The following is a 19,455-nucleotide window of genomic DNA, read 5'->3' as shown; positions in this document are numbered from 1 at the left end:
TCTTTACCTATACTTTTTATATGGAAAGAGGTAAAATTTAACTATAGTGTTTTCACCTAGATAATCATCCATAACATATAAATATGACGGGAGATTGATAGTGTGAATGTCCAAATATTTGATGGTAAAAATGAAAACTGGTTGACAACGAAAAATCCAGCTCAGCTTGCTGCAGCTATGGTTGATGGCAACATCGGCTTAGCACCGGTTTCCTGGGGGAATGAACAAGAAAAAACAGGATGGTATCATATGTATCAGCCTCAAGAGATTACGGGAATTCAAATTAGAGATAGAGTAGAAGATGGAAATATCGTTCTTCGAATTCCTGATAATTGGAATGGAAAGCTAGTTGCTGCCGGTATTCCAGCTACGCGGGGTGAGACGTCAACCGACTTATTGTTTAGTGACTATGTGCTAGCTAAAGGGTATGCATTTGTAGCTTCTGATAAAGGAACACCGGGAAAGGATAAAGAAGGTGATCCATTCGCGAAAGCCAAAAATGCTTTATCAATAGAAGGGGCTTCACTTGCTAAATGGAATAGGCAATTTCGTGCAACGGTATGCTACGCTCAAGAATACTTGCTTACGCACTATAAGACAGTTCAAGTAGCATCTGAGATTCCTACATATGGTATGGGCATTTCAAATGGTGGCTACGTTATTCGATATGCGATAGAAAATGACGGGAAAAACGGTGAGCCAAAGCTCTTTAACGGAGCTGTAGAGTGGGAAGGTGTACTTTGGAGAGCAGAAGACCCTAATTTAATTACATCTCTTACAAAGGTTATTCAGTCTGCAAAGGCTGCTTTATATGATGGGAACTCTGAAGCAGTCCATTCTTTATACGAAGCGGGATTACCTAAAGGAACAGAATTTTTATGGCCTTATCACGATCAATATTATTGGTTTTTAACACTTAATATTTATCGCGATCATTTTGATTCTCAAGCCCCTAAAAGACTACAGTGGCCTGAATACTTAGCTTTAAATGAGCAAGGTATTCGTGACCGGTCCCATGATTATATCTTTGAAAAGTATAGTTACGCAAAGCGTCCACAGAAAGTTAAAGACAAAGTGAAGGAAATTGAAAACACAGGAGAACTTACAGCGCCTTTAATTAGCGTAACGGCAGCATATGATGCCCTTATTTTCCCTAGTGTACATGCGTATCCTTATGAACAGCTAGTAAAAAAAGCAGGTAAAGCTAAATTGCATCGCCATTACGTGATTGAAAATGGAAATCATATTGATGGACTTGTATGGAATGAGAATGTAGACCCTAACCGCAAGCTTCAGCCTATGCTTCCATACGTATATCAAGCATTTGAGCTGCTTATTAAATGGGTAGAAGATACGGTAAACCCACCTGAAAGTCATTTTGTTCATGCGCCTACTGAGCCTTATAAAATAACGAATTTAAAAACAAAGCAACATATGAATCCATTAACAACGCAGGGATAGGCTTAATGCCTTCCCTGTTTTTTAATGTTTAAAATTCAGAGAGAGTGGAAGATACAGAATAAGAGCATATTAACTATTTAATAGATAACGAGGAGTGGACCTGAAATGATGACGCATAAAATGTATATTAACGGACAGTATACGGACTCAACATCGAGAGAATTAATTGAAGTGGTAAATCCTTCAACGGAAGAAGTTATTTCAAAAATTTATAAAGGTACAGAAGAAGATGCAAATAAGGCAATCGATGCAGCATACGAAGCGCAAAAGAAATGGGAAAAAGTCCCTTCGGTGGAGAGAGGGAAAGTGGTTCGGAAGCTTGGGAATCAAATAAAAGAAAAGCGTGAACGTTTCGTACAACTACTTATGGAAGAGCAGGGAAAAAGCAAAGATCAAGCTGAAGGAGAAATTGACACTGCCATTGAATATTTTTATTACATGTCAGAATGGGCTCGGCGTATTGAAGGAGAAATTATTCCAAGTGATCAACCAAATGAAAACATCTTTTTGTACAAACGTCCAATTGGCGTTGTGGCAGGGATAGTACCTTGGAATTTTCCGATGTTTATTCTAGCGCGAAAAGTAGCAACAGCTCTGATTACCGGATGTAGCATTGTTTTAAAACCAAGTCAACAAACACCAAACACAGCTGCTGAATTTACAAAGATTATTGCAGACATGAAAGAACTTCCCGCCGGAGTATATAATTTTATTACAGGAACAGGGTCTACAATTGGGACAGCGATGGCAAGCAATCCGAAAGTAGGGATTGTTACAATGACGGGCAGCGTTCCAGCGGGTACAAAAGTGATGGAAGCAGCAGCGAAAAACATTACCAAAGTTAACTTAGAGCTCGGCGGCAAAGCACCAGCCATCGTAACAAAGAATGCAAATCTAGACGTTGCGGTTAAAAGTATTAAAACATCTCGTCTTACGAACGCAGGCCAAGCTTGTACAAATGCTGAGCGCGTATATGTTCATGAAGACGTTGCTGAAGAATTTATTAAAAAGATAACGCAGGAAATGTCCAATGTGAAAATTGGAAACCCTTTAACAGATGAAGACGTGGAAATGGGACCGCTTGTAAGTAAAGAGCGCCTTGAAACAGTAGAAAAGATGGTAGAAAATGCAGTAAAGCAAGGTGCCGAAATTCAAACAGGTGGCAAACGTTTAGAAAAAGAAAAAGGTTATTTCTATGAACCTACCGTTTTACTCAACGTGACGCAGGATATGGAAATCATGCAGGAAGAAGTCTTTGGCCCAGTTTTGCCAATTATGACTTATAAAGATCTAGATAAAGCCATAGAGCTAGGGAATGATTCAAAGTATGGTCTTTCCTCATCAATTTACACGGATAATATTCATGAGGCAATGAAAGCAGCAAACGAGTTGAAATTCGGTGAGACATTTGTAAACAGAGAAAACTTTGAAGCCATGCAAGGGTATCATGCTGGTATGAGACAATCAGGATTAGGGGGAGCTGATGGTAAGCACGGTGTAGAAGATTTTCTTGTTACGCAAGTCGTTTATATGGAATATAATAAAGATTTTTCATAACCTCTATCCAAGTTTGTGGCTGGGGCGTAAGTATTTTAGCTAACGAGATATCCGAACTATTAGAAGTTAACGACTTTTGATAGCTCGGATATCTTTTTTTATTTCAAAAACAAGTTAAAAGGACCATTTCGTTATGCCTTAGCTCTTTTTTGTATACGATGAGACCGAATTTCTTGAATTTTCCTGTTATTTTGGTATGATAAAATACAATGTGAAACATTTTAAAAAATATGAAACTACATGAAATATAGTTCGTATTTACATATATACGAAATACATATATTTATACACCCTTAAGGAGGAGTGAGTTTTTAAGCTTTTAAAGCTAACAAATAAATCAAGATAAATTAGGGAGTAGATCGTGTGAAAATGCCGCGTTTCTTTAAAAGTGGATTAGGAATTTTATTGTTATTATTAATTTTATTTATGCTGTCAAAAGTACAGTATATCTTACAGCCAATTGGGGTTATGATTACAACTATCTTAGCTCCAATTTTAATTGCAGGGGTTTTATATTACTTACTAAGCCCTATAGTTCGGTTAATTATGAGAGCAAAAATCCCAAAAACATTAGCTATTCTATTTGTTTTTCTTTCATTCATTGGTCTTTTAACCGGTGGAATTGTGTTTTTATATCCTATTATTCAGGAACAGCTGTTGTCCTTAGCAAATTACCTTCCAACGCTTGCGAAAGACGTAATGAATTTAATTAAAGATCTTCAACATTCACCGTTTACCGCTCGCTTTGCGGAAGAAGCAACAAAGTTTGATTTAGAGCAACGTTTAACCGATATACTTGGTAACGTGGGAGATATGGCAACAACAATTGGTACAAGTACGTTAAAAATCTTTGACTTTTTAACTAGTACAATTATTGTTATTATTACCGTTCCATTTGTATTATTTTATATGTTAAAAGACGGAGAAAACTTACCTAAGCGAATTGTTCATTTAACACCAAAGCGCTACCGTCATGATATTGACGAAATTTTAAGTAAGATAAACACAGGACTAAGTGCATTTATCCAAGGGCAAATTATTGTCAGTATGTTCGTTGGAGTTTGCGTTTATATTTGGTATTTATTAATTGGGTTAGATAATGCACTTGTGTTAGCCCTAATTGCATTATTTACGAACCTTATCCCGTTTATTGGCCCGTTCATTGGGACTCTCCCTGGTGTTATTATGGGCTTAATTCAAGATCCGTATATGGCGCTTTACGTTATTTTAGGTGTGTTAATTATTCAACAAATTGAAAGTAACTTAATTTCTCCTCAAGTAATGGGAAGAAAGCTTGACGTCCACCCTGTAACCGTAATTTTACTGTTATTAATAGCGGGTAGCGTAGTAGGGTTCTTAGGGTTGTTATTGGCACTTCCGACGTATACAGTTCTAAAAGTAGTTGTTAGCCACATTTATGGTAGACTAATGGAAAATGACGAGTAGAATAAGCGACGTGTGTGATGTATATCATACACGTTTTTTTGTAGATATTATCCGTTTATTTTTGAATTATAGATAAAAAGATAATAGTTTTTTATAAAAATGTTGAAAAAATACGAACTTTTGTGTTAGATTATTTAATATAATTCGTAGATAAAGATTTGGAAGGAGCCGTTTTACATGACAGCAACGATTATTAAAGGTAAGGAAGTAGCAGCAGAATTACGTGCCGCTTTAAAAGAAGAAGTCGCACAGTTAAAAGAGCAAGGTGTTGTACCAGGACTTACAGTTATTCTAGTAGGTGATAATCCAGCTTCACACTCTTATGTAAAAGCTAAAGCAAAAGCATGTGAAGAAATTGGTGTGGCATCAGAAGTAATTAAACGTGATGTTAACATTACAGAAGAAGATCTATTACAAGAAATTCAACAGCTTAATGAAAGTGAAGCTGTACATGGGATTTTAGTACAGCTGCCATTACCAAATCATATTGATGAAAAAGCTGTGTTAAACGCGATTTCTCCTAAAAAAGACGTAGATGGTTTCCACCCCGTAAGCGTTGGAAATATGGTGATTGGAGACGAGTGCTACCTTCCATGTACACCACACGGCATCATTGAGTTAATCAAGCGTTCAGGTGAAGAAATTTCAGGTAAACATGCAGTTGTAATTGGTCGCAGCAACATTGTTGGAAAGCCAGTTGCTATGCTGCTTCTTCAAGAGAATGCAACGGTAACGATTGCTCATTCACGCACAAAAGATTTATCAGCAATGATTAAACAAGCTGATATTTTAGTCTCTGCCGTTGGGCGACCACGCTTAGTAAAAGCAGAAGACCTAAAGCCAGGTGCTATCGTTATTGATGTTGGAAACACGATGGAAAATGGAAAGCTTGTTGGTGATATTGATTATGAACCAGCAAAAGAAGTAGCAGGATATATTACTCCAGTACCTGGTGGTGTTGGTCCAATGACAATTACGATGCTATTAAAAAATACAGTTGATGCTGCAAAAACAATTAACGGTTTAGTGTGAAAATAAAGGTTTCAGCCATTTGGGTTGGAACCTTTTTTTATTTATTTTTAAAAAGTATATTGACTTGATAATGATTATCATTAATAATTAACGTGTAGTCATTAGAATATACATAGAGGAGAAAATGGGGCATGAACAAAAAACTTACACAACTTTTTAGTTTGCTAATGGTTTTAACGCTTGTGTTTTTAGCAGGCTGCGGAGCATCAGAAAACAATCAATCATCAAGTGAGAAAAAGAGTAATAAAAAGGAAGGTCCAGGGGTTGTAAACTTATATACTAGCCGTCACTATGAAACAGACGATGCATTATACAAAGCGTTCACGGAAGAAACGGGTATTAAAGTAAACGTTGTCAAAGGAGAGGAAAACGAACTGATTGAACGTCTTTCTAGAGAGGGACAAGCAACAAAAGGTGATTTATTCTTAACGTCTGATGCCGGTCGATTACACTGGGCAAAAGAAAAAGAATTGCTTCAAAATGTAGAAAGCGAAACATTAAATAACAATATTCCTGCAAACCTTCGTGATAAAGACAGCGAATGGTTTGGTTTAACAAAGCGCGCACGTGTAATTGTTTATGCAAAAGATCGTGTGAAGCCAGAAGATTTATCAACATATGAAGCATTAACAGAGCCAAAGTGGAAAGGTAAAGTACTTGTAAGGCCTTCTGAAAACGTTTATAACCAGTCGCTTCTTGCTTCGTTTATTTCACTAAACGGTGAAGACAAAGCAAAAGAGTGGGCGAAGGGAATTGTGAAAAATATGGCGCGTGATCCCAAAGGAAATGATCGTGACCAAGCAAAAGCGGTTGTTGCTGGTGAAGGTGACGTTGCTATTATGAATACGTATTACATCGGTGTAATGAAAAACTCTACAGATCCAGAAGAAGTAAAGGTAGCAGATCAAGTAGGCGTGTTTTTCCCGAACCAAGAGACAGATGGTACACACATTAACGTCAGCGGTATTGGTTTAACAAAGTATGCTAAAAATAAAGAAAATGCGATTAAGTTAATGGAATTCTTGTCTAGCGAAGAAGCGCAAGGGAAATTTGCTGAAGCAAACTATGAGTACCCAGTTAACCCGAACGTAGAGCCATCTGAGCTTTTAAAGTCATGGGGAGAGTTTAAAGAGCAAGACCTAAACTTATCTGAGCTTGGTGAAAAGAATGCTGAAGCTGTTAAGCTATTTAATGAAGTAAGCTGGAAATAAAAAATAGATACTCTTTATGCCGTATTTCCGTTTGGAGGTACGGCACTATCTATTTATAGTAAAGGTGGGGAGAAGTAATTGAACTTAATCAGGCAGGTAAAGATTCAGTTTAATACGTGGTCATTTTTTAGCTTTTTGTTTATTACTGTTGTATTGTTACCGATTTTCATTATGAGCGTTCAATTTTTCTCAGAACCTAGCGAAAATTGGACTCATATTAAAGAATTTTTACTAGCAAATTACTTAATAACAACCGTTAAACTTGTCAGTGCGACGGCTATATTTACAGCATTTATTGGAGTAAGTACAGCGTGGCTTTTGTCAGCATATGACTTTCCAATGCGTTCATTTTTTAAATGGGGCCTTATCTTACCCTTAGCCATCCCTCCTTACATTGGTGCGTACACGTATCATGGGATTTTAAATTATACGGGTGTGATACAAGCAACACTGCGTAATTCATTTGATATCACCGTTAATCAAAAATACTTTACTATCATGAACGTACCAGGAGCCATCTTTATTTTCACTATTTTTTTATATCCTTATGTTTATATTATTACGAAGAGTTTTCTCGAAAAGCAGTCCGCATCTTTAATTGAAAATGCTAGACTTTTAGGAAGTAGTCCGCTTCGCTTGTTCTTTCGCGTCGTGTTGCCTATATCACGTGCCGCCGTTATTGGTGGCGTCAGCTTAGTAAGTTTAGAAGTGCTAAACGACTTTGGTGTAGTGAAGTACTTTGGTGTTCAAACGTTTAGTACCGCTATTTTTCAAGCGTGGTTTGGCATGAGTGACTTAGGTTCAGCCATCAAGCTTTCCGGGATGCTTATGCTCATCGTAGTTGGTTTACTTACAATTGAAAAGGTCCTTCGAGGACGCAAGCGGTTTGGGTATTCAACGACAAAAGTGAGACCTTTAACACCCGTTCGGTTAAAAGGTGTCAAGGCTTGGGGAGTTTTTTTATATTTTCTACTTATTTTTATGGTTTCTTTTCTCATTCCGTTTGCACAATTAACTCAATGGGCGCTTATGACGTATGAACAAATTTTAAATCAAGAATTTCTGCAGTTAATTTGGAATTCAACATCAGTAGCTTTTATTTCAGCAAGCATTATTATTGTTATTGCCTTAGTGGTTGGAAACTTCACAAGACTTTTTCAAGGTGTGCTTTCAGCAGTCTTTTCAAAGGTAATTATCCTTGGATATTCTGTACCAGGAGCCGTTATTTCAATTGGTGTATTAGCACTGTTTTTGATTCTTGACCAACAGCTTTTCACTCTGTACGAACAAATGGGTAAAGAACCCACTTTAGTACTAAGCGTCAGTGTAGCCATGCTCATCTTTGCTTATGTTATTCGCTTTTTATCCATTGGATACAACTCAGTCGAAGCTGGCTTTTCAAAAGTGGGCGTAACGTTTACAGAAGCATCTAGAACATTAGGAATGAGCATGACAAAAACATTTTTTAAAGTCGATATGAAGCTTATCAAAGGAGCCATTTTTGGCGGATTTATTCTCGTCTTTATCGATATTTTAAAAGAGTTAACTCTAACTTTAATTTTACAGCCTTTTAATTTTAGTACGCTAGCGACGAAAGCATTTGAGTATGCAGGAAATGAAATGATTCATGAAGCAGCAGTATCATCAATGCTTATTATTTTAATTAGCGGGGTATCTATTTTCTTTTTTCATAAAGTACTAGAAAAGGAGTAAAGCTTATGTATGTACAGGTCAATAATTTATCTTTTCAATATCGGAACGCTTCAAAAGAGACAATAGAAAATTTTAACCTCGAGATCATGAAGGGAGAGGTTGTGTCAATACTCGGACAAAGTGGTAGTGGAAAAAGTACCGTTCTTCGCCTACTGGCTGGACTGGAAGTTCCAAAGACAGGTCAGATTATCATTAATAGTCAAACGATGTGTGATTCACGTGTGTTTATGCAACCTGAAAAAAGAGGAGTGGGTCTTGTCTTTCAAGACTACGCGTTATTTCCCCATATGAATGTGGAAGAGAACGTCAAGTTTGGATTAAAGAAAATGACGAGGAAGCAAAAGTATGCAAGAATTGATGAAGTCTTGGAACTTGTTGGATTAACAGAGTATGGAAAGCGTTACCCGTATGAACTAAGCGGTGGACAGCAGCAGCGCGTAGCATTAGCTCGGGCGCTAGCACCATCGCCGTCTTTACTGATGTTTGATGAACCTTTTAGTAACTTAGATACGGACTTACAGCACCGTATACGAGATGAGCTTAGAGTAATATTAAAGACAACAGGCATAACATCAATTTTTGTGACTCATGATCAAACGGATGCTAAGAAATTAGCAGATCGGGTTATTGTAATGGAAAAAGGTAAAATTATTAGAGTTGGAAAGCCAGAAGAGCTCTTAACGAGAGCCGTATCTTTGGGATAAAAAACAGCCACTTGTTGTAAGGTGGCTGTTTTCTTATTGTCGTATAATGCAGATGAAGAGAATACATTAAGTTGAAACCAAGTGTAAAGGGAGATGGGAAAATTGATTACGCTGCCGCTTCTTGTATACTCTCAACGCATCGTGAAACCGAAATTAGACGTTGTTTACCCAGTTATTCATGGAATGGCTAATCAAGCAGTTCAGTATAAAATGAACGCTAAGCTATTAAAACGAACAAACGAATTAATTGTTCAACAAGGATACGGAGAAAATCCTGATACGACCGAAACGGGATACTATGAATTGAAAAACAATCAGCGTGATGTGCTGAGCTTAATGCTCATAAACTATGCTTTTTCAGGTGGCGCTCATGGGTTAACCGTTGTCGTACCTATGACCTTTAACACCAAAAATGGAAAGGTCTATAAATTAAAGGATTTATTCAAGCCTAATAGCAATTATGTTCAGCGCTTATCTAAGCTCGTGGAGGTACAGATTAAAGAGCGCGATATTATGGTTCTCGGAGAATATACGGGAATTAAGCCAGATCAAGACTTTTATATCGCGGATAAATCGCTTGTATTATTTTATCAGCTCTATGATTTAGCACCCTATGCATATGGGATTCCTTACTTTCCCATTTCTATTTATGATATTCAAGATATAATCGCAGACGAAGGACCTCTTGGTCAAATGTTTGGATAAGGTTACAAAAAATTTCGGTGAGGACGAACGTAGCGCTTTACTTCTGCAGCTAACTGCTGACGAAGGGATTTATTTGATACCGCATTTGCAATATCTTTTGGTACAGGAAATATTCCAATGGAAGTAACGTGCACGCGTACGTCCCCTTCAAAAAGAGTGTCCCCTGCTTTTGTTTTAATCTTTGTGAAAACAAGGGCTTCTTTTGTCGCAGGTTTGTCTATTGAATAAGAGTCTTTAATATGAAATCGAAATGCATAATCTTCGCTCATAAATAGCCTTCCTTTTTTCATTTTTGTTTTATTATATTCACTAGATTCAAGCTATGTAAAGGATAAGTGTGTACGTTAATAACTGTTCATGTTTAAAAAAATGATGCATACATTAAAACGATAATAGAAAAAAGGAGACGATAAACGGATGGCTCATGAACAAGACGAACGTAATTATGAAGCGCCTTATATGGTAACCCAAGTCGATCCTTATGTATTTGCGACTCTTGAATCAGTTAAAGGTAAAGAAGTAGTTATTGAAACCGTACGTGGAAATTTACGTGGAAAAGTTAAGGATGTTAAAATTGATCACGTTGTCATTCAATCAAAAGATTCTAGCTTTTTTGTACGTATTCAACAAATTGTTTGGATTATGCCTGAATAATAAGTAGGGAAAAAGTGCACCTCAATTGTTAGATGGTTTAACGGTTGAGGTGCACTTTTTTTGTATAAAAGTTCATTTGGCGAATGAGACAACCTTATGACTTCATACATCTTAATGGATGGAATTTTTTAGAGACAGAGTGGAGGAATGCGCTATGTTTAAGCGGATTGATAAATTATTAATTGATTTACCAGAGCCGAAAAATCCAGATCCCAACGCTGCTGCCGCTGTACAAGAGCTATTAGGTGGGAAGTTTGGAGAAATGTCTACGCTAAATAACTATATGTATCAGTCGTTTAATTTTCGTACAAAGAAAAAGCTGCGTCCATTTTATGATTTAGTCGCGAGCATTACAGCAGAAGAATTTGGGCATGTAGAACTCGTCTCTAATACAATTAATCTTATGTTAGAAGGATCTACGTTTCCTGGTGACCCAGACATTACGCCAATGCAGAATGCAAAGGATGTACGTAATACCCAGCATTTTATTGCCACTGCGCAAACAGCTTATCCGTTTGATTCTATGGGAAAGGCTTGGACAGGAGAAAATGTCTTTAATAGTGGAAATTTAATTCTGGACTTATTGCACAATTTCTTTTTAGAGTGCGGGGCAAGAACCCATAAAATGAGAGTATATCAAATGACGGATAACCCTGTTGCCCGTGAAATGATTGGATATTTATTAGTTCGTGGTGGCGTTCACGTTGTGGCATACGCCAAAGCGTTAGAGATTGCAACCGGAGTGGATGTTACAAAACTAGTGCCAATTCCAAATTTAAGCAATAAATCGTTCGATGCTGCTAGAAAATATGAAGACCAAGGTGTTCATCGCCGTCTCTATACATTCAGTGATGCTGATTATATGGGAATTGCGAAGATTTGGAAAGGTACGCACCCAGAAGACGGTGGGAAGCTAGAAGTCATTGAAGGAACGCCTAAAGGAGGGAAAATTCCAGACTTAGAAGAAGTAACTGAAGAATTTGCTCCGGGAATAGGTCCAGATGAGTTCGCAGAGATTGCAAAGCGATTACAGCGTAACGCAGGACTATAGTGATAAGCAGGTGTAGATTACACCTGCTTTTTTTTGTAGATAAATAGTTAACCTAAGAAGATTGTTCATAATCAGTTCATATTCGTCTATTACACTAACTCTACAATCAATAAAGGAGTGAAAGAATGAATAGAAAACAGAAAAGAATTGATAAATGGTTAGTGGGCATTTTAACACTGGCTGTAGCCTTAAACTTTATGAATATATGGGAAGATGAATATGTCAATCCATATTACACCTCAGCTGTCAAAAGCATGATGCAAAATTTACATAACTTCTTTTTTGCATCGTTTGATCCAGCTGGGTTCGTAACGGTGGATAAGCCGCCCGTTGCGTTTTGGATTCAAACGATTAGTGCTAAGATTTTTGGCTTTCACGGTTGGAGTGTGATTTTGCCTCAGGCTTTAGCAGGAGTAGGATCAGTTATCTTGCTGTACGTCATGATAAAAAAAATATTTGGTGTAGCTGCGGGGCGAATAGCTGCCCTAACCATGGCTATAACGCCAATTGTTCCAGCCGTTAGTCGAACCAATAATATCGATAGTTTACTCGTTTTTACCCTATTAGTAGCAACGTGGATGCTATTTAAAGCAGTAGCCATGAAGAAACACCGCTGGCTGTTTCTAGCGTTTGTGCTCATCGGTGTTGGATTTAATATGAAAATGATGCAGGCTTATATGGTTTTACCAGCATTTTATTTATTTTACTGGCTAGCAGCAAAGATTGACTGGAAGAAGAAAATAGGCTTATTATCTGGAGCAACAGTACTACTAATTGTTGTATCGCTTTCATGGGCAACAATTGTGGACTTAATTCCAGAAGATAAAAGACCTTATATTGGAAGTAGTGAAACAAACTCAGTATTAGAGTTAGCGCTGGGTTACAACGGTATTTCGCGTTTGACAGGAGAAATGTCTAGTGGGGGTAGCAATGGACAAAATGAACAGCCGATACCTCCAAGCGGTAATATGCAAGATGAACCACCATTAGCAAACGAAGAGTTGCAAACTGGAGAAAATACAGCTGATTCAAGTGACAATGAAAATCAGCAAAACTCAAACTTAGATAGTGGACAAGACTTGAATTTTAAAAATGCACCAGGTGGCCAGTTCCCTCCACAAATGGACGGAGATAACAATGGTCCTGGTGGTGGAAACACTGGAAGATTTAATACAGGAACGCCTGGCGTGTTTCGCTTAATTCAAGACGGGCTGGCAGACCAGATTAGCTGGTTTTTACCACTAGCGATTGTAAGCATTATCGGTTTATTGAGTGGCGTAAGGCTAAAAGAAACCCTGAGCGCGAAAGTTCTTCATACTATATTTTGGTTAGCGTGGTTAGTACCAGTAGCTTTGTTCTTTAGCATTGCAGGATTTTTCCATCAGTATTACCTTATCATGCTAGCACCGCCAATAGCAGCAGTAATAGGAGCAGGACTCCCAGTATTATGGAAGGCGTATCGTAAAAACGAGGGTTGGAAGTCGTGGCTGTTGCCGATAGGTATTGCATTAACAGCTGGGTTGCAGGTTAGCATTATGCTACCTGACAAGGAAACAATTGGTCTTACATTTATCTTGGTTGTAGGGATTATCGGTATTATATTGGCTTTAGCACTTGCGGTCATAAAGCAGCGCTCAGCAATCAATACGTATATGATGACAGCAGCACTTATTGTGCTTGTGATTGGTCCGCTTTACTGGGCAATGACACCAATTTTGTACGGTGGAAACAGCATGCTTCCAGAAGCAGGTCCAACGTCTTCCAAAGATGGCCAGCTGCCTCAAATAGATGATATGGCATTTCCAGGTGATGAACAAGATGTCTCAATGAACAATGACAATCAAGTAGGTACGAATGAAGCACCTAATGATGAAAAGAGTCCTACCAATAGAGAGAAAAGGAATGATGGTCCTGGAATGAACGGACAGGTTAATCAGTCTCTTCTTACGTTCCTTGAAAAAAATCGCAATGGAACAAAGTATCTATTTGCTACCCTTGATTCAACAACGGCAGCACCATATATCATTGAAACGGGCGAAGCCGTAATGACGATGGGAGGCTTTTCAGGAGCTGATTCCATTCTAACAGTGACAAAACTTGAAGAGCTTGTTGAAAGCGGAGATGTTCATTATTTCTTAATAGGAAATCGAGGAATGGGAGGAAACGCTGAGATTATTAGCTGGATTCAGGAAAACGGTACAGAGGTTTCTGCTGAAGAATGGCGAGAAAATGAGGATAATCAGCAAGTTGGTCCCGGTGGAGGGGCTTCCAAGCTTTATTATGTTGATATGGAAGGAGAAGAGTAAATGAGTGCAATTAAATATTCCATTGTCATTCCCGTTTATAACGAAGAAGAAGTTATTCATACAACCTACCATCGTTTAACAGAAGTGATGAAGTCCACGGGAGAAGCGTATGAGCTTCTCTTCGTGAACGACGGTAGCCGCGATAAAACAGCTGATATTTTAATTCAATATAGTCAACAAGACTCGTCAGTTATGCTGTTAGATTTTGCACGTAACTTTGGTCATCAAATTGCAATTACTGCCGGCATGGATTATGCCAAAGGAGATGCGGTTGTGGTGATTGATGCAGATTTACAAGATCCACCTGAATTGATTCTCCAAATGATTGATAAATGGAAGCAAGGTTACGACGTAGTCTATGCGAAGCGTACAAAGAGAAAAGGAGAATCGTACTTTAAAAAACATACCGCCGCCATGTTTTATCGATTACTGCGATCGATGACTGATATTGACATTCCTTTAGACACGGGAGATTTTCGCTTGTTAGACCGTAAAGTATGCGATCAAATGAAGCTATTACAAGAAAAGAATCGATTTGTGAGAGGTCTTGTGAGTTGGGTTGGTTTTAAGCAACTTGCCTTGGAGTATGAACGAGATGAACGAGCAGCAGGGGAATCAAAATATCCGTTGAAAAAGATGCTGAAATTATCGCTTGATGGTCTTACTTCCTTTTCATACAAGCCTTTAAAGCTAGCAACCTATACTGGCATAGCCTTATCTTTTATCGGCTTTGTCTATCTTATTATCGTTTTATATTTAAAGCTGTTTACGGACAACACAATTGCAGGGTGGTCATCTCTTATTGTTATTCAACTGTTATTTAGTGGCTTTATCTTAATGATTTTAGGAATGATTGGTGAATATATTGGGCGGATTTATGACGAAGCCAAAAATCGGCCGCTTTATATTGTGCGAAAAACATACAAGCAACAGCCGGTAAGAAAGTTTGCTCATCGTGAATAAAAAAGGTTTACTTGCATTTTCAAAATTTTCATCAGTTGGTGTCTTAAACACGATAATGGATTTAGGTGTCTACATGGTGCTCACGTCATTTGGCATGTACTATTTAATTGCTCAGTGTCTATCTTATGGAACTGGAGTTGCAAATAGCTATATGCTAAACAGAAAATGGACCTTTCAACGAAAAGAACCCTCAACGGCTAAGGAAGTGACTAAATTTTTAGCGGTCAATTTGGTTACATTCATTTGTAGTTCACTGATTTTATGGCTATGTCATGAATATGCCTCTTTTAATCTTTTTGTAAGTAAAGGGGCTGCAAGTATAGGTAGTTTAGGAATTAATTTCTTGTTAACAAATCGCTATGTGTTTACAAAAACAATGGAAGGAAGGGAACAATATGAACGTTAGAAAAGCTGTCATTCCGGTTGGAGGGTTAGGTACTAGGTTTCTACCAGCCACAAAAGCTATTCCAAAAGAAATGCTCCCAATCGTTGATAAGCCTGCTGTGCAGTATATTGTGGAGGAAGCAGTAGAAGCGGGCATTGAAAGCATTATTTTTATTACAGGTAAGCATAAAAAAGCAATTGAAGATCATTTTGATAAGTCAGTTCAATTAGAGCATCTGCTAGAAGAAAAAGGAAAGTATGAACTATTGGAAAATGTACAGCGTATTTCGAAAATGGCAAGCGTACATTATATCAGGCAGCAGGAGCCTCAAGGGCTTGGGCATGCCATTTTGTGTGCGGAGAAGTTTATTGGAGATGAACCTTTTGCAGTCTTGCTTGGTGACGATGTAATGGTAGGTGAAACGCCAGCTTTGAAGCAGCTTATAAAGACGTATGAAGAAGTAAATCAATCGGTGATTGGTGTTAAAGAAGTAAAGAAAGAAGATGTATCAAAGTATGGAATTATTAAAGCAAGCTCTGCGGTAGGGGATGTATATTCAGTCGAAGGTGTGGTAGAAAAGCCAAAGCTTGAGCAAGCACCTTCCAATGTAGCCATTATGGGAAGATATATCTTAACGCCTTCTATTTTTCAGTCACTAAAAAAAATTGAAAAAGGAGTAGGAAATGAATTACAATTGACAGATGCAATAAATGATTTATCTCAGTATGAACAGGTTTTTAGTGTGCGACTAAAAGGAAGTCGCTTTGACATTGGTGGTAAGTTTGGTTATTTACAGGCAATGATTGAAATGGCTTTAAAAAGAGAAGATTTACGGAATGTATTTTTACCTTACTTGCAGCAAATTGTTCAACAGGAGCAATGGAAAACAAGGTAAGAGCATTGTTCATATTCAATTCATATTTAATTTATATAATAAAGTCACATGATAAAGGATGATAATGGACGGGGGAAATAAAACGTGATTCAAATTTTAGTAGCAGATGATGATCAGCATATTCGAGAATTGATGTTAGTTTATTTAGAAATACAAGGGTTTAAAGTGATTGAGGCCGGTGATGGAGAAGAAGCGTGGAAAAAGTTGGAGGAATTTAGAGTAGACTTGGCCGTGGTAGATATTATGATGCCTTATAAAGATGGCTGGGAATTAACAAGAGAGATTAAAGAATATTTTGATATACCTGTACTCATGGTAACGGCTAGAGGGGAAGCTCACGATAAGCTAAAAGGCTTTGACATTGGAACAGATGACTATGTTGTCAAGCCATTTAACCCTGAAGAATTAGTTGCTAGAGTAAAGGCACTTTTGAGAAGGTACCGAATTGAAGCAAGCAACATTATTCATATTGAAAATATACGATTGGATCGTAACAAGCTGGAAGTACATGTAGGTGAGTATGTCAAAAGCCTTCCTCTAAAAGAATTTGAACTCTTGTTTAAATTAGCCAGTTCACCTGGGAAAATCTTCACAAGAGATCAGCTTATCCAAAGTATTTGGGGCTATGATTACGAAGGGGATGAGCGAACTATTGATGTCCACATCAAAAGGGTGCGCGAGCGCTTAAATCAAAGTAGTCGTAAGGTGAACATTGAAATTAAAACTGTTCGAGGGCTAGGTTATAAACTAGAAGGGTGTTAATGTGAAGTCAATTTATTTGAAACTGGTGCTTTCCTTTATTATAACGATTGTACTAAGCGTTGTTATTACAATTACCATTACAACACTTTTAAGTAAAGACAGACTAGGTGATAAGTTAGAGCCAGATATGTTTCGGATGGGTGAGGAGTTCATTCAGCTATATGGCGCCAATGGTTCAGATGAAGCCGCTCGATTTTTATCCAATGCATCATTTATTCACTTTTCATTTATCATTGTTGATTCTGAATATAATAGAAGAGTATTAGGTGATCGAGGACCAACATTGCCCATTGACAAAAGTGTTGTAGACAATGTTTTGCAGGGAAATCGGTTCTCGACGGTTGAGAGTGAGCCCTCTAATAAACCAAAACCAAATATTGTGGGAATACCTTTTATTGAAAACGATCAGAGATATGCGTTATTTGTTCAGTCGCATCCTCAAAGGCAAATTTCCGTTATTCAAGACGTGCAGCTTATTCAGCTCATAAGCGTACTGTTTATCGGGATTATTTTATTTGCGTATGTTTCTACAATTCTTATCAAACCAATTCAACGGCTAAGTGGAGCGATGAAAAAAGTAGGGAAAGGAGATTATTCGGTTCAAGTTGAGCATGTATCTAGCGATGAAATTGGTTTGCTAACTCAAAATTTCAATCAAATGGCAAAAGAACTCAACAAAATTGAAACGATGAGACAAGAATTTATTGCGAGCGTCTCCCATGAAATTCAATCACCCTTAACTTCTATTAAAGGCTTTTCAAAAGCTTTAAAAGATAATATTGTGAGTGAAGATAAAAAGCAGCAATACTTAACCATTATTGAAAAAGAAAGTACAAGGCTTTCACAATTAAGCTCGAATCTTTTAAAACTAGCGTCATTAGATGCTGAGCATCATCCATTTCATCAAAAAACGTACGATTTGGATGAACAAATTCGTCATGTTATTTTGGCATTAGAGCCACAGTGGATAGGGAAGGGACTTGAAATTGAGCTCGATTTAGAAAAGGTTAAGATTGAAGGAGATGAAGAGCTGCTGGAACAGGTATGGCTTAACCTGCTTTCAAACAGTATTAAATATACTCATCAAAATGGAACGATTGCAGTTTCGATGTCTTCTGTGAACGAAGGGGTGACGGTTTCAGTAAAGGATACGGGTATTGGTATACATGAAGAAGATCAAACTTATATTTTCGAAAGCTTTTATACAGTAGATAAATCAAGGTCACTAAAAAGCAATGGATTAGGTCTTGCGATTTCTAAAAAAATTATTAACTTACATGAGGGATCAATTTCTGTTGAAAGTCGTATAAATAAAGGAAGTACGTTCACCGTATTTCTTCCCAATAAAAAGTCTCAAAGCACCTGAGTTTATACAAATGCTTTGAGGCTCTTTTAATTGGAGCGAGGAATACGAAAAGCAACGTCCACATGTTCAAAACCAATGCGAGGATAGTATTCAACCGCGTTTGGCGCAGATAACAAAATGATAGCAGCTTGGTTAGTTGCTGCTTTTTTCACTTGCGCAAGGAGGGCCTTCCCAATTCCTTTTTGTTGATATTCTTTACATACGGCAAGGTCCGATACATAGCAGCAATAGCTAAAATCAGTTAGACAGCGAGCGACTCCAATTAGCTTTTCATCATCCCAAGCTGTAACTAGTAAGTTCCCATGATTAAGCATTTTCTGAATTCGAGTCAAGTCTTGAACAGGGCGATTGATACCAGAAGACGCAAAGACGTTAGTTAGTTGTTGGGCATTAATTGGCTGATTTACTTTATATGTGATGGTAGTTGACACATTTAAACCTCCTTTTAGTTACAATAGATAATACCATATTTTAACTAAAAGGAATATTCGAATTTTTAATTCCTACTTGACATATAGGTAAAGTATAAATAATATAATAACTATAGATTATTTGGAAAAATGAGATAGTTAATTTGCTGATCGGTCAACCGAAGGCTCATACTTTGTCAAAGTATGAGTTTTTTTTTATCTCAACTCCAAATCGAGATGGTTAGGTGAGGAGGCATATGATGAGACTATCTTCTGCTCATATTACAAGTACTTATAGGTGTTGTTTTTTGCTGACAGTGTAAATAAATAAAAAGATAAAACCAAAGGAGAAGGATAAAATGGCAGCTATTACACAAGAAAAAATTGATTATATTGTGAAGTTATTAAGTGATATTAACTATGGTTCTGTACTAATTACATTGCATGACGGTCAAATTACGCAAGTAGACCATACGGAAAAGAATCGTTTTATAAAAGCAAAAGCATCTGCTTCTAAGTAAATAGTGAAACAGTAGAAAGGAGATGAACATGGAAAACTTATTGCGAAGTGCTGTAACTAAGCGAAAGAATGAGTTGATTCACCGCCTAATTAAAAGTGGGGTTTATAAAAAAGGAGACCAGCATTTATTTGAGCTAACATTGACAGAATTAGAGCACGTGTATCGAAGTTATTACCGAAATGAATAAAAAGTGAAAAAATCCGCTTTCTCTTGATGAAAGCGGATTTTTCTTATGTTATTAAAAGATATTTCAATTGTTCTACAAATAGTCATAAAATTAGTACCAGCTTATAATAACTCATGTTATAATGAC

At 37.4% G+C, this 19,455-nt stretch carries 20 protein-coding genes; 18 read left to right on the top strand and 2 right to left on the bottom strand.

What is annotated here, in order from left to right:
- Positions 1-102: 102 nt before the first annotated feature.
- The 8 genes from EPL02_RS01640 to EPL02_RS01605 all read left to right on the top strand — a co-directional run bounded on the left by EPL02_RS01640 (position 103) and on the right by EPL02_RS01605 (position 9,829).
- Positions 103-1,461 (top strand): alpha/beta hydrolase, encoded by a 1,359-nt coding sequence (locus EPL02_RS01640; RefSeq protein WP_131886860.1) that lies wholly within the window; start codon positions 103-105, stop codon positions 1,459-1,461.
- A gap of 105 nt (positions 1,462-1,566) precedes the next feature.
- Positions 1,567-3,018 carry an aldehyde dehydrogenase gene (gene aldA, locus EPL02_RS01635; protein WP_131886859.1) on the top strand — a complete coding sequence of 484 codons (1,452 nt, stop codon included), beginning with the start codon at positions 1,567-1,569 and terminating at the stop codon, positions 3,016-3,018.
- A 369-nt stretch (positions 3,019-3,387) separates the two neighbouring features.
- Positions 3,388-4,464: an AI-2E family transporter gene (locus EPL02_RS01630; protein ID WP_094910157.1), complete on the top strand. Its 1,077-nt coding sequence runs from the start codon at positions 3,388-3,390 to the stop codon at positions 4,462-4,464.
- A 177-nt stretch (positions 4,465-4,641) separates the two neighbouring features.
- Positions 4,642-5,496, top strand: a complete 855-nt coding sequence (gene folD / locus EPL02_RS01625) for a bifunctional methylenetetrahydrofolate dehydrogenase/methenyltetrahydrofolate cyclohydrolase FolD (protein WP_094909819.1) — start codon at positions 4,642-4,644, stop codon at positions 5,494-5,496.
- Between the two features lie 131 nt (positions 5,497-5,627).
- A complete protein-coding gene (locus EPL02_RS01620; RefSeq protein ID WP_131886858.1) occupies positions 5,628-6,707 on the top strand; it encodes a Fe(3+) ABC transporter substrate-binding protein in 1,080 nt (359 codons plus the stop codon).
- 87 nt (positions 6,708-6,794) lie between these two features.
- A complete protein-coding gene (locus EPL02_RS01615) occupies positions 6,795-8,420 on the top strand; it encodes an ABC transporter permease (protein WP_413691236.1) in 1,626 nt (541 codons plus the stop codon).
- 5 nt (positions 8,421-8,425) lie between these two features.
- Complete coding sequence (locus tag EPL02_RS01610; protein WP_094909821.1) at positions 8,426-9,124, top strand: ABC transporter ATP-binding protein; 699 nt, start codon at positions 8,426-8,428, stop codon at positions 9,122-9,124.
- A 93-nt stretch (positions 9,125-9,217) separates the two neighbouring features.
- Positions 9,218-9,829, top strand: coding sequence for a DUF3298 and DUF4163 domain-containing protein (locus EPL02_RS01605; protein ID WP_256993234.1), 612 nt, complete (start codon positions 9,218-9,220; stop codon positions 9,827-9,829).
- Positions 9,830-9,831: 2 nt separating this feature from the next.
- On the opposite strand, the gene EPL02_RS01600 is transcribed toward EPL02_RS01605, so the two are convergent.
- Positions 9,832-10,098, bottom strand: a complete 267-nt coding sequence (locus EPL02_RS01600) for a diaminopimelate epimerase (protein ID WP_094909823.1) — start codon at positions 10,096-10,098, stop codon at positions 9,832-9,834.
- Between the two features lie 148 nt (positions 10,099-10,246).
- Here EPL02_RS01600 and EPL02_RS01595 point away from each other — a divergent pair, with 148 nt between their 5' ends.
- From EPL02_RS01595 to EPL02_RS01560, 8 genes are all read left to right on the top strand, one after another.
- Positions 10,247-10,483 (top strand): YuzF family protein, encoded by a 237-nt coding sequence (locus EPL02_RS01595; RefSeq protein WP_256993235.1) that lies wholly within the window; start codon positions 10,247-10,249, stop codon positions 10,481-10,483.
- Positions 10,484-10,637: 154 nt separating this feature from the next.
- Positions 10,638-11,534 carry a manganese catalase family protein gene (locus EPL02_RS01590; protein WP_131886857.1) on the top strand — a complete coding sequence of 299 codons (897 nt, stop codon included), beginning with the start codon at positions 10,638-10,640 and terminating at the stop codon, positions 11,532-11,534.
- A gap of 125 nt (positions 11,535-11,659) precedes the next feature.
- Complete coding sequence (locus EPL02_RS01585) at positions 11,660-13,840, top strand: glycosyltransferase family 39 protein (protein ID WP_131886856.1); 2,181 nt, start codon at positions 11,660-11,662, stop codon at positions 13,838-13,840.
- Positions 13,841-14,803: a glycosyltransferase family 2 protein gene (locus tag EPL02_RS01580; protein ID WP_131886855.1), complete on the top strand. Its 963-nt coding sequence runs from the start codon at positions 13,841-13,843 to the stop codon at positions 14,801-14,803. It abuts the gene before it with no gap.
- Positions 14,796-15,209 carry a GtrA family protein gene (locus tag EPL02_RS01575; protein ID WP_094909826.1) on the top strand — a complete coding sequence of 138 codons (414 nt, stop codon included), beginning with the start codon at positions 14,796-14,798 and terminating at the stop codon, positions 15,207-15,209. The genes EPL02_RS01580 and EPL02_RS01575 overlap by 8 nt, the downstream gene beginning before the upstream one ends.
- The gene (gene galU, locus EPL02_RS01570) at positions 15,199-16,083 is read left to right on the top strand and encodes a UTP--glucose-1-phosphate uridylyltransferase GalU (protein WP_131886854.1); all 885 of its coding nucleotides are present in this window, start codon (positions 15,199-15,201) and stop codon (positions 16,081-16,083) included. The genes EPL02_RS01575 and galU overlap by 11 nt, the downstream gene beginning before the upstream one ends.
- An 84-nt stretch (positions 16,084-16,167) precedes the next feature.
- The gene (locus EPL02_RS01565) at positions 16,168-16,845 is read left to right on the top strand and encodes a response regulator transcription factor (protein WP_131886853.1); all 678 of its coding nucleotides are present in this window, start codon (positions 16,168-16,170) and stop codon (positions 16,843-16,845) included.
- Between the two features lies 1 nt (position 16,846).
- Positions 16,847-18,211: a sensor histidine kinase gene (locus tag EPL02_RS01560; RefSeq protein ID WP_094909828.1), complete on the top strand. Its 1,365-nt coding sequence runs from the start codon at positions 16,847-16,849 to the stop codon at positions 18,209-18,211.
- A gap of 26 nt (positions 18,212-18,237) precedes the next feature.
- Here EPL02_RS01560 and EPL02_RS01555 read toward each other — a convergent pair whose 3' ends face one another.
- Positions 18,238-18,642: a GNAT family N-acetyltransferase gene (locus EPL02_RS01555; protein WP_179289186.1), complete on the bottom strand. Its 405-nt coding sequence runs from the start codon at positions 18,640-18,642 to the stop codon at positions 18,238-18,240.
- 338 nt (positions 18,643-18,980) lie between these two features.
- On the opposite strand from EPL02_RS01555, the gene EPL02_RS01550 reads away from it, so the two are divergent.
- Positions 18,981-19,142: a YezD family protein gene (locus EPL02_RS01550; RefSeq protein WP_094909829.1), complete on the top strand. Its 162-nt coding sequence runs from the start codon at positions 18,981-18,983 to the stop codon at positions 19,140-19,142.
- A 28-nt stretch (positions 19,143-19,170) separates the two neighbouring features.
- The gene (locus EPL02_RS01545; RefSeq protein WP_094909830.1) at positions 19,171-19,329 is read left to right on the top strand and encodes a Fur-regulated basic protein FbpA; all 159 of its coding nucleotides are present in this window, start codon (positions 19,171-19,173) and stop codon (positions 19,327-19,329) included.
- Positions 19,330-19,455 lie beyond the last annotated feature (126 nt).

It is taken from the genome of Bacillus sp. CBEL-1 (assembly GCF_004348885.1).
Taxonomy (GTDB): domain Bacteria; phylum Bacillota; class Bacilli; order Bacillales; family Bacillaceae_H; genus Priestia; species Priestia aryabhattai_A.
The sequence above is the reverse complement of the archived record's forward strand: the minus strand, read 5'-3'. Positions and strand labels throughout refer to the sequence as shown.